Origin of the sequence: Acidaminococcus sp. CAG:542, assembly GCF_000437815.1 — a bacterium.
GTDB lineage: Bacteria > Bacillota > Negativicutes > Acidaminococcales > Acidaminococcaceae > Acidaminococcus.
Window position 1 is genome coordinate 1 of the sequence record NZ_FR902113.1, and the last position, 10,879, is coordinate 10,879.

At 58.8% G+C, this 10,879-nt stretch carries 12 protein-coding genes; 9 read left to right on the forward strand and 3 right to left on the reverse strand.

Annotated features, from left to right (window positions below; all coding sequences use genetic code 11):
* Nucleotides 1–39: 39 nt before the first annotated feature.
* Nucleotides 40–828, reverse strand: coding sequence for an HAD-IIA family hydrolase (locus QVO43_RS09885; protein WP_022488351.1), 789 nt, complete (start codon nucleotides 826–828; stop codon nucleotides 40–42).
* A 314-nt stretch (nucleotides 829–1,142) separates the two neighbouring features.
* Between QVO43_RS09885 and QVO43_RS09890 the strand changes: the two genes are divergently transcribed.
* From QVO43_RS09890 to rsmI, 6 genes are read left to right on the forward strand one after another with little or no spacing between them, the layout of a single operon-like run.
* Nucleotides 1,143–2,588, forward strand: a complete 1,446-nt coding sequence (locus tag QVO43_RS09890) for an aminotransferase class I/II-fold pyridoxal phosphate-dependent enzyme (RefSeq protein ID WP_022488352.1) — start codon at nucleotides 1,143–1,145, stop codon at nucleotides 2,586–2,588.
* Entirely contained in the window at nucleotides 2,585–3,205 is a 621-nt protein-coding gene (gene tmk / locus QVO43_RS09895; protein ID WP_022488353.1) for a dTMP kinase, read from the forward strand. The genes QVO43_RS09890 and tmk overlap by 4 nt, the downstream gene beginning before the upstream one ends.
* A gap of 21 nt (nucleotides 3,206–3,226) precedes the next feature.
* Nucleotides 3,227–4,267, forward strand: coding sequence for a DNA polymerase III subunit (locus QVO43_RS09900; protein WP_022488354.1), 1,041 nt, complete (start codon nucleotides 3,227–3,229; stop codon nucleotides 4,265–4,267).
* Nucleotides 4,268–4,277: 10 nt separating this feature from the next.
* Nucleotides 4,278–5,123, forward strand: coding sequence for a PSP1 domain-containing protein (locus tag QVO43_RS09905; RefSeq protein WP_022488355.1), 846 nt, complete (start codon nucleotides 4,278–4,280; stop codon nucleotides 5,121–5,123).
* Nucleotides 5,123–5,857, forward strand: a complete 735-nt coding sequence (locus tag QVO43_RS09910) for a tRNA1(Val) (adenine(37)-N6)-methyltransferase (protein ID WP_022488356.1) — start codon at nucleotides 5,123–5,125, stop codon at nucleotides 5,855–5,857. Before QVO43_RS09905 ends, QVO43_RS09910 begins: the two co-directional genes overlap by 1 nt.
* Nucleotides 5,847–6,680, forward strand: coding sequence for a 16S rRNA (cytidine(1402)-2'-O)-methyltransferase (gene rsmI / locus QVO43_RS09915; RefSeq protein ID WP_022488357.1), 834 nt, complete (start codon nucleotides 5,847–5,849; stop codon nucleotides 6,678–6,680). Before QVO43_RS09910 ends, rsmI begins: the two co-directional genes overlap by 11 nt.
* Here the strand turns inward: rsmI and QVO43_RS09920 are convergent.
* Nucleotides 6,653–7,573, reverse strand: a complete 921-nt coding sequence (locus tag QVO43_RS09920) for a LysR family transcriptional regulator (RefSeq protein WP_154487956.1) — start codon at nucleotides 7,571–7,573, stop codon at nucleotides 6,653–6,655. The two genes, rsmI and QVO43_RS09920, sit on opposite strands and share 28 nt — an antisense overlap.
* Before the next feature lie 109 nt (nucleotides 7,574–7,682).
* On the opposite strand from QVO43_RS09920, the gene QVO43_RS09925 reads away from it, so the two are divergent.
* Entirely contained in the window at nucleotides 7,683–8,702 is a 1,020-nt protein-coding gene (locus tag QVO43_RS09925; RefSeq protein WP_022488359.1) for a YeiH family protein, read from the forward strand.
* 60 nt (nucleotides 8,703–8,762) lie between these two features.
* Here the strand turns inward: QVO43_RS09925 and QVO43_RS09930 are convergent, their stop codons facing one another.
* Nucleotides 8,763–8,927: a hypothetical protein gene (locus QVO43_RS09930; RefSeq protein ID WP_288174956.1), complete on the reverse strand. Its 165-nt coding sequence runs from the start codon at nucleotides 8,925–8,927 to the stop codon at nucleotides 8,763–8,765.
* Nucleotides 8,928–8,976: 49 nt separating this feature from the next.
* Here QVO43_RS09930 and QVO43_RS09935 point away from each other — a divergent pair, with 49 nt between their 5' ends.
* Both QVO43_RS09935 and QVO43_RS09940 read left to right on the forward strand, forming a co-directional pair.
* Complete coding sequence (locus QVO43_RS09935) at nucleotides 8,977–9,570, forward strand: HD domain-containing protein (RefSeq protein WP_022488361.1); 594 nt, start codon at nucleotides 8,977–8,979, stop codon at nucleotides 9,568–9,570.
* Nucleotides 9,571–9,673: 103 nt separating this feature from the next.
* Nucleotides 9,674–10,780 (forward strand): glycosyl hydrolase family 18 protein, encoded by a 1,107-nt coding sequence (locus QVO43_RS09940; RefSeq protein ID WP_022488362.1) that lies wholly within the window; start codon nucleotides 9,674–9,676, stop codon nucleotides 10,778–10,780.
* Nucleotides 10,781–10,879 lie beyond the last annotated feature (99 nt).

Consider the following 10,879-nt stretch of genomic DNA (forward strand, 5'->3'; position numbering starts at 1 on the left):
CGGCTCGTGGCCCGCGACTGGGGCTGCTCAGGCAGCCCCTTATTTCTCTGGTACCAGATCCCCGATACCGTTGAGGATGTAATGGGGCTGATAGGAAAACTGCTTGATGTTTTCCCGGTTGGAGACCCCGGTGAGCACCAGCACCGTTTCCATGCCCGATTCCACCCCGCCGATCACATCCGTATCCATCCGGTCCCCGATCATCACCGCGTCTTCCGAATGGACTCCCAGCCGTTTCAGGCCGGTGCGCATCATCAGGGGGTTGGGTTTGCCGATGAAATAGGCCTTTTTCCCGGTGGCCAGTTCGATGGGGGCGATGAGAGCCCGGCAGGCCGGGATGATCCCCCGGTCGCTGGGGCCGGTCATGTCGCTGTTGGTGCCGATGAGTTTGGCTCCCTTGTGGATCAGCTCCGTGGCCTTGATGATCATTTCATAATTGTACCCGTTGGTTTCGCCCACCACTACATATTCCGGGTTCACGTCGTTGTAGGTGATGCCTGCGTCATACAGGGCGTTCATCAGCCCATGGGCCCCGATGATGTAGGCGGAGCAGCCGGGGGCCTGGGTCTTCAGGAAATGGGCCGTGGCCAGGGCGCTGGTGTAAAAGTGGCTTTCTTCGATGTCCAGTCCCATGGCCTGGAGCTTTTTCCGCAGTTCCAGGGGAGACCGTTCACTGGAGTTGGTCAGGAACAGGAACTGTTTCTTTTCCTTCTGGAGCCAGGCCACGAATTCCTTAACACCGGGCAGCAGGGTGCTGCCATGGTAGATCACACCGTCCATATCACTGATAAAACCTTTTTTCGAGCGGATAATATTTAAATCACGCATAAAAAACCTCCTTGTTGCCAGAAAATAATTCTTATTGTTACATTATGACCTTATTTTCAGAAAAACACAATAAGATTCTGCAAAGATCTTGTTAAAAAATGGTAAAATTTGCGCCATTTTCTCCGAAAAAGACATACTTGCCCTCCGGGAAACCCTCTGCCCGTGCAAGCACGGGGCCTTTCCCCCTTTCAGGGGGACACAGGCCTTCGGCCAACCACCCAACCACTTAATCACTTACCCACTTACCCTGCTACTCCGCACTTTCCCCTCTTCCCCCCATATGGTACAATAAGATATTGCCAAGGAGTGAAATCATGAATGCAAAACGACCTTTACTGACGGCAGTGGAAAACTACCGTCTTCAACATGTATATCCTCTCCATACCCCCGGTCACAAAGGGGGACGGGGAGCGGATCCGGCACTCCGCCATCTGGTGGGGGACGTGGCTCTTGCCAGCGACGTGTCCCTGATGGTGGAACTGGACGACATCCATCACCCGGAAGGGTGCATCCGGAAAACGGAAGAACTGGCGGCCCGGCTTTACGGGGCGGACCGGTGTTTTCTGGGCGTCAACGGCACCACCGGGGTGATCCACGGGATGCTGCTGGGAGCCCTGAAACCGGGGGATAAGATTTTGATCCCCCGGAACAGCCACCGGAGCGTTTTGGGAGCCCTGGTGCTGGGAGGTTTCCATCCGGTGTATGTACAGCCGGCCTATGATCCCCAGTGGAGGCTTACTCTCCAGGTGACGCCGGAACAGGTGGCAGAGGCCCTGGAAAAGGACCCCTCCATCCAGGCGGTGTTCCTGACCACCCCCAACTATTTCGGCCTGGCGGCGGAAACCCGGAAAATCGCAGACATTGCCCACGCCCACGGCGCCCTGCTGCTGGTGGACGAGGCCCACGGACCCCATCTGGGGTTCACGGATCAGCTGCCTCCCGGGGCCATGGAATCCGGTGCCGATGCAGCAGCCCAGAGCACTCACAAAATCGTGGGGGCCATGACCCAGTGCAGCCTGCTCCAGGTGCGTTATGACCGGATCTCTCCGGAAGCCATGGAAGGGGCCATGAGCCTGGTGACCACCACCAGCCCCAACTATCTTCTGATGGGAGCCCTGGATGCAGCCCAGGCCCAGCTGGCAGAGCAGGGGAAAGCCATGGGAGAAGCGTCGGTACGGGCAGCCGGTGTACTCCGCCGGATGCTCCACCAGGTGCCCGGCCTTCCTGTCCTGGAACAGGAACTGGTGGGCAAGGGAGGCGTGGCCGCCCTGGATCCGGGGAAGATCACTCTCCAGGTCAGCGCTTTGGGGGTCACCGGTCCGGAAGCGGCGGATGCCCTCCGGCAGGCGGGCATCGCAGTGGAACTGGTGGACGAAGACCATGTACTGCTGCTGGTGACCTACGCTGATGAGGGACCGGAACTGGAAAAAATGGGCCGGACCCTCTGTCAGGTGCTGGAAGCCATCCGGAAGCCGGAACGGGACCTGAAGCCCGTGCCTCCGGTGGCGGCGCTGCCGGAAATGGTGAAGCTCCCCCGGGAGGCGTTCTTTGCCGGCCACAGACCGGTGGAGTTTGAAAAGGCGGCAGGGCTGATCTCCGGAGAGACCATCAGCTTCTATCCTCCGGGAATCCCTCTGGTGATGCCCGGAGAGCGGATCACCGGAGAACTGATCCGGTACTGCCGGGAAATGCAGGAAAGAAAACTGCTGGTGAGCGGTCCCCGGGACAGCTCTCTCCAGCAGATCGAGGTACTGATATGAAGAAACAAGGATTGTTCATTACCCTGGAAGGGCCGGACGGAGGCGGCAAGACCACCCAGGCCCAGCAGCTGGCCCGCTGGTTCCGGCTTTACGGACGGGAGGTGCTGATCACCCGGGAACCGGGAGGGACCCCCACGGCGGAAAATATCCGGGAACTGGTGCTGGATCCGGCTTTGGACCTTTCCGCGGAAACGGAAACCCTGCTCCAGCTGGCCGCCCGGGCGGACCATGTGGCCCAGGCCATCCGGCCGGCTCTGGCGGCAGGGCAGGTGGTGCTCTGCGATCGGTTCAGCGATTCCACCCTGGTCTACCAGGGTATCCTCCGGAACATGGATCTGGCTCAGTTGCGGAAGCTGAACGATTTTGCCACCCGGGGCCTCCGGCCGGATGTGACCCTGCTTTTGGACGGGGATCCCCGGGAACTGGTAAAACGCCGGGAAGACCGGGGCACCGTGGATAAATTCGAACTCCAGGGACTGGAATTCCAGGACCGGATCCGGGCGGGCTATCTCCAACTGGCCCAGGAGGAGCCGGATCGGATCCTGGTGGTGGATGCTCTCCGGGAACCGGAAGTGGTGACGGAGGAAATCATCCGGAAACTGGAAAAATGGGTATAACCGGGCAGGAAGGGGAAAGCCATGTGGGAATCCATCATCGGACATGAAACCAACAAAACCTTCCTGGAGAATATGCTCAAAGGGACCCGGAAGACGCCTTCTCTGCTGTTCTGTGGGCCGGAAGGCATCGGGAAGAAAAAAATGGCCCGGGCCTTCGCCAAAAGTTTCCTGTGCCTGGAAGATCCCCTGGTCCCCTGTACCTGCCGGAGCTGCCGGGCCATGGACAGTGACAGCCATCCGGATTTCATCCAGGTGGAGCCCGGGGGCAAAAGCCGGACCATCGGGGTGGAGGCCATCCATCAGCTGGCGGCCAGTGCTGCCTTCGGGCCCGTATTGTCCCGGTACAAGGTGTGTCTCATCGATGAGGCCCATACCCTCCGGGAAGAGGCCCAGAACAGCCTGCTGAAGCTGCTGGAGGAGCCCCCGGACTACTGGCTGTTCCTTTTGGTGGCAGACGGCCGGGAAAAACTGCTGCCCACCATCCGGTCCCGGGTGATGGAGCTCCGGTTCGATCCTCTTTCCATGGCGGAAACGGAACAGGTGCTGGCGTCCATCCATCTGGGAGAAGGGGACCGTCCGGAAGATATGGCTGAAGAGGACCTGGCCCAGGTGGAAGCCAAATGGCGCCGGGAATTGCCGGTGCTGGCCCGGCTGGCAGGAGGTTCTGCCGGCAAGGCCCTGACCTGGTTCCGGCTGGATGCCTTGAAGCTGCGGGAAAACATCCTGGACCTGCTGGAACAGGCGGGCCGGGAGGATATCCTGGTCTACGCGGACAGCCTGCCTTGGATGCTGAAAAACGACCGGCAGGAGAGCCTGGTGCTCATGGAGCTGCTGCTCCTCCTGTTACGGGACGGTCTGATCCTGGAAAGCGGGCTGCCCCAGGTTTTGTACAATGAAGATCTGCGCCAGAGGCTGGGCCTGTGTTTTGCAGGCTGGTCGGAGAAGATGCTCCGTCAGGCCCTGGAACTGGAAGAAAAGTGCCGCCGGGCCCTGGCGTCCTTTGTGACCCGCCGGATGGCAGTGGAGGCTCTGGCACTGGAACTCCATGGAATGCTGGAATAAAGGAGAAAAAATGGTAACCATCGTTGGAATCCGGTTCAAACGGGCCGGGAAGATCTATTATTTTTCCCCGGGGAACTACGACCTGGCAAAGGGAGACCATGCCATTGTGGAAACCTCCCGGGGCATTGAATACGGGGAAGTGGTGATTCCCCGGCAGGAAGTGGAGGACAGCAAGATTGTCTCTCCTCTGAAAACGGTGATTCGGAAGGCTACGGAAGCCGACGCCCGGAAAGTGGCGGAAAACCACCGGAAAGAAAAAGAAGCCTTTGTGATCTGTGAGAAAAAAATCGCTGCCCGGAAGCTGGAAATGCGTCTGGTCAACGTGGAATACACTTTTGATGTGGGCAAGATCATCTTCTATTTCACCGCCGACGGCCGGATCGATTTCCGGGAACTGGTGAAGGATCTGGCGGCAGTGTTCCGCACCCGGATTGAGCTGCGGCAGATCGGGGTCCGGGACGAAGCCAAGATGCTGGGAGGCATCGGCTGCTGCGGCCGTCCTTTGTGCTGCTCCACCTTCCTGGGGGATTTTGAGCCGGTGTCCATCAAAATGGCCAAAGAACAGAACCTGTCCCTGAATCCCACCAAGATCTCCGGGATCTGCGGCCGGCTCCTGTGCTGCTTGAAATATGAAAGCGACATGTACTGCGGCAACTGCTGCAAGAAACGGGAAAAGAAAAAGGAACCCCGGCCCATGGTGCCCCGTCCCGGGATGAAAGTGGTGACCCCCAGCGGGGAAGGGATGGTCATGACCATCAGCCGCCGGGAACAGACCGTGACGGTGGAACTGTCCCCGGGGAACCGGGTGGTGGTCTCCTGGGATGAGATCGTGGAATCCTCCCGGGCGGAGAAGTAATGGAAAATACGGAACGGCTGGACTGCCTGCCGGACGGGACCACCCGGATCTGGCAGGACAGCCGGGAATTCTGCTTTACCACGGATGCGGTGTTCCTGGCCGCTTTTCCCCACTTGGTCCGGAAGGCCAAGGCCCTGGAACTGGGCTGCGGCACCGGAGCGGTGAGCCTGCTTCTGGCCAACCGGGGAGCGGAAAAGGTGCTGGGGGTGGATGTGAATCCCCATGTGGTGGATCTGTTCCAGCGGAGCATCCGGGAAAACCATCTGGAACATCGGGTGGAGGGCCGGGTGTGCGATTTGCGGGAATACCGGACCCAGCTGCCCTGCGATGCCCTGGACCTGGTGGCGGCCAATCCGCCCTACCGGATCGGGGGACGGCGGCGTCAGGTGGGTCAGGCCGCCTGTCATGAAACAGGCACCACCCTGGAGGATTTTTTTGCGGCCGCCGCCTGGGCTCTGAAGACCCGGGGCCGGTTCGCTCTGGTCCAGCTGCCGGAACGGTTCACCGATGCGGTGAAGCTGGGGATCCGGTACCAGCTGGAACTGAAACGGCTCCAGTGGGTCCATGCCTATGTGGACCGGCCGGCCTGGATCTTCCTGGCGGAATTCGTCAAAGGGGGAAAGCCCGGACTGGAAGTGCTGCCCCCGTTGTGCATGTACGATCCGGACGGCTCCTACAGCCGGGAAACACTGGCCTATTATGCATTGAAAGGGGACGAAACCCATGGAAAATAATAAAGGGAACCTGTACCTATGCGCCACTCCCATCGGGAACCTGGAAGACATGACTCCCCGGGCGGTGCGGGTGCTCCAGGAGGCGGATCTGATCGCCGCGGAAGATACCCGGCATACCCGGCAGCTGCTGACCCATTTCGGAATCCACGGCCAGCTGATCAGCTACCATGAACACAACAAGGAAAAACAGGGGCCGGTGCTGCTGGAAGCCCTGGAGGCAGGGAAAAACATCGCCCTGGTCACTGACGCCGGATTTCCGGGGATATCGGACCCGGGAGAGATGATTGCCCAGCAGGCCATTGCTGCCGGGATCCCGGTGGTTCCGGTGCCGGGAGCCAATGCCTGTCTCACGGCCCTGGTGGCTTCCGGTCTCCCCAGCACTCCCTTCTTTTTTGGGGCCTTCCTGCCCAAAAGCCGGAAAAACCGGAAGGAAAAGCTGGAGGAATGGAAGCATATCCCGGCTACCCTGGTACTGTATGAAGCCCCTCACCGGATCCTGGACGTGCTCCAGGATATGGAGGAAGTGTGGGGAGACCGGAAAATGACCCTGGGACGGGAACTTACCAAGCTCCACGAAGAGTTCTTCCGGGGGACCATTTCCACCTGCCGCCAGCATCTGCTGGAAAATCCTCCCCGGGGAGAATTCGTCCTGGTGGTGGAACAGGGAAAAATGGAAAAACAGGAGCCCCAGGGGGACCCGCTGGAGGCAGTGAAAGACCTGATGGCCCGGGGTACGGACAAAAAAGAAGCCCTGGCCCAGGTGGCCAAGGCTTACAAAGTGCCCAAACGGGAGCTTTACAACCGTCTGGTCAAAGAAGAATAGGGAGAATTCCCTTTGGATTCCATCAGTTCCTGACAGATGACCCGGATTTCCGGAGCGAAGAGGCTGTCTTTGGGCCAGATGAAATCAAAAGGGTGGACCATGGAAAAATCTTTCAGAGGCAGCAGCCGGACCCGACCGGCGGCTGCCTCTTTTTCTACGGCAATCCGGTACAGGAAGGTGATGCCGCAGTCCTCTTCCAGCAGCTGGATCAGGGCGTGCATGTTTCCCACCTGGGCCCGGTGGGCGAACTGGTCCAGGGTAATGCCCTGGAGGGCCAGGTTCCGCTCCAGGATGTTCCGGGTCCCGGAGCCCGGTTCCCGGACCAGTAGCCGTTCCGGCAGAAGATCCCGGCACAGCTGGGGCTCCCGGGCAAACTGGTGCCGGGCGGCGCATACCGGGACGAACGGTTCCAGCCGGAACAGCAGGTGGTCATAGGATTCCGGAGGATAGTACCCTTCCACCAGGGCAAAATCCAACGTCCCCCGGTCCAGCTGCTGGAGCAGTTCCCGGGTATTCCCGAAAATCAGGGTCAGTTCCACCTCCGGATGGGCCTTCAGATACTGGGCTGCCGGCCGGGCAATGCCGTATTCCCCGATGGTAAGGGTCACCCCGAAGGTGAGACGGCGGACACCCTGCTGACAGGCTTCCATCTTCCGGACCAGCAGGGCCTCATCGGTCTGGAGCAGTCGGGCGTAGGCGGCCAGGGTCTTTCCGGCAGGGGTCAGTTCCAGGTTCCGGCCCCGGTGGGCAAAAAGAGGCAGCCCGTATTTCTTTTCCAGGGTGTGGATGTGCTGGGAAACCGCCGGCTGGGTCAGGAACAGTTTCCGGGCCGCCTGGGTGAAGTTCATGGTTTCACAGACCGTCAAAAAAGTGCGCAGCTGGGTATCCATCAGTTCCTCCATAAGGGTATTTTATGGGTTCATTATAAACCATAATTTCCGCTTTTTAAATAGAGCATCTATAATACAACAAGATGCTTTGAAGCGAAGGAGGAAGTTACTGATGGAAAAAAGAGGAAAAGGAATCCTGGCCTGTCTGGCCATTGCCCTGCCGTCCTGGCTGCTGGGGCAGCATTTCCCGGTGGTGGGAGGACCGGTGATTGCCATTCTCCTGGGGATGGTCATTACCCTGTTCTGGAAGGAGAAAGGGGCGGCGGCTCCGGGTATCCAGTGGACCAGCAAAATCATCCTCCAGTCGGCAGTGGTGTTCCTGGGATTCGGGCTGGATCTCCATGTGGTGGCGGCTACGGGGAAACAGTCCCTGCCCATTATCCTGGCTACCATTACCACCTCCCTGGTGCTGGCCTATGGACTCCACCGGCTTATGGACATCCCCACGAAAATCTCCACTCTGGTGGGGGTGGGGTCTTCCATCTGCGGGGGATCCGCCATTGCCGCCGCGGCTCCGGCCATCCATGCGGATGATGAAGAAGTGGCCCAAGCCATTTCCGTCATCTTCTTCTTCAACGTACTGGCGGCCATCCTGTTCCCCCTCCTGGGGTCGGCACTGGGATTCAGCACCACCAGCGGGGAAGGGTTCGGGATCTTTGCAGGCACGGCGGTGAATGACACTTCCTCTGTAACTGCGGCCGCAGCCACCTGGGACAGCATGTGGAACCTGGGGACCGCTACCCTGGACAAGGCTGTGACGGTGAAGCTTACCCGGACCCTGGCCATTATCCCCATTACTCTGGGCCTGTCCCTGTATTACGGGAAGAAAGAAGCGGCGGCCGGGAAAAAGTTCCGTTTGGCCCAGGCTGTTCCCGTGTTTGTGCTGTATTTTATCCTGGCGTCCCTGGTCACCACCCTGGCCCTCCAAATGGGCATTTCAGCCACCCTGTTTGCCCCCATGAAGACTCTGAGCAAGTTTCTCATCGTTATGGCCATGGCTGCCATAGGGCTGAACAGTAACCTTGTGAAACTGATCCGCACTGGCGGCAAACCCATTCTTCTGGGAGGATGCTGCTGGATTGGCATCACTGTGGTGAGCCTGGCTCTGCAACAAGTGCTGGGCTTGTGGTGAGAGGACGCAGGGAATCCCGTATTGTCAGAGGCCAAACGCTGCCGCGTCTGGCCTCCATTTCTATACTTTTTTGCTCTTTTCAACCCCTTGAACTCGCTGGTGCAGTTCCTGCTGGAGTCGTTCCATGTCTCCGGCGGTTTTTACAAAGGAATAGCAGATGGAATCCGCCTGAGCGGCGTGAGTGGGCAGGGTTACCATAATCCGGGTGCCTGTCTTCTTTTCCATGATATAATAAATTTTAAAGCACCATTTGCAAGGGAGGAATGGAAACAATATGAATGACGATTCACGTTTTGCCAAACAGCTCCGGTTCATCCTGGAACTGGACAAGGAAAAGACCATCCTCCGCCAGACCCATCTCACTGGGTACCGGCGGCAGGAAAATGACGCGGAGCATGCCTGGCATATGGGAGTGATGGCCTGTTTATTGAAGGAATACGCCAACGAACCTTTTGACCTGGCCCGGACCCTTTTGATGATCCTTCTCCACGATGTGGTGGAAATCGATGCCGGGGACACCTATGCCTACGACCCGGATGCGGTGAAGACCCAGCGGGAACGGGAGGAAAAGGCGGCGGACCGGATTTTCGGACTGCTGCCGGAAGACCAGGCCCGGGAATTCCGGGACCTGTTTGAGGAATTCGACCGGGGAGACACCCCGGAAGCCCGGTATGCCCATGCCCTGGACAATTTCCAGCCCATCCTTCTCAATGACGCCAACAACGGAAAAGACTGGCGGCTTCACCAGGTGGGCCGGCAGCAGGTGGAAAAACGGAATGCCCGGACCCACGAAGGCAGCGAAAAAATCGCCCAGGCCGTCCAGGCCATCATTGACAGGAATGTGGAGAAGGGGAACCTGAAGCCGTAACAGCAGGGAAGAGTGAAGAGGGGGCTGGCGGCAATCAAACGGTACCTTGGGTACCGTGGGGACGCTGATCCGATGCCCCGCAAAACAGTGAGGAGGAGATCGTGTGGACAAACGATGGATCTGTATTTTCTGCCTTTGCCTGATGACTCTTACGGGCACCGCCTGTGCCCGGACTTCAGAACCGGCGGGACCGGAGAAGGGGAAAAATCCCCCGGCCCAGGAACCTTACCGTCCCCGGAAGGTGGAAGGGCCAGTGGGGCTGGTGTGGGACTGGCAGGCTCCGGGAGAAAAGCCTTCCACCCTGGCCAGGGAGAAGAAGCTTCCCGGGATCACCGTCCTTTCTCCCAGCTGGTTCGTGATCCGGGATACGGATGGGAATATGGAAGAAAAGAATGCCTCCTTGGACTATGCGCCCCAGGCCCATGCCAAGGGATACCGGGTGTGGGCCCTTATTACCAACGGGTTCGACCCGGACCTGACCCATGGGCTTTTGGACAATCCGGCCGGCCGGAAAAATGCAGCAGAAGGGCTCCTGGCCCTGGCCCGGAAGTACCAGTTGGACGGCATCAACCTGGATTTCGAGAACATCCGGGCAGAAGACAGCGACCGGCTCACCGCCTTTGTGGGAGAAATCGCAGGGCCCCTCCGCCAGGAAGGGTACACGGTGTCCATAGACGTGACCGTGCCTTCTGACAACGGGAACTGGTCCCGGTGCTATGACCGGAAGGCCCTCAGCGAACAGGTGGACTATGTAATGCTCATGGCCTACGATGAACACCACCGGCTGTCCAAAGTAGCCGGCTCTGTAGCCAGCCTGCCCTGGGTGGAACGGGGAATCCGGAAGACTCTGGAAGAAGTGCCGGCGGAAAAACTGGTGCTGGGGATGCCTCTCTACATGCGGGACTGGAAAGAAGAAAACGGAATGGTCAGCGCCAAAACCCTTTCTATGCCCGGAGCCCGGAAGCTGATCGCTGAAAAGGGCCTGGTGCCTGCCTGGCGCAGCGAAGAAGCCCAGTATTATTTTGAATACCGGGAACAGGGGGTGCTCCATCGGGTATGGCAGGAAGATGCCCGGAGCCTGGCCCTGAAGACCGCCCTGATCAGCCGGTACAACCTGGCCGGCAGCGCCTACTGGAGGAAAGGTCTGGAAGAGCCGGAAGTGTGGGAAATTCTGGCGGATGCGAATTTCTTGTTGCATAAAAATAAATAAAGATGTATAATTTATCCATCAAATAACGAAATAGCCAGTATATGGGCCAAATGAGGAGGAATATTTATGAAGAAAATGAAGATGCTTGCTGGAATCCTC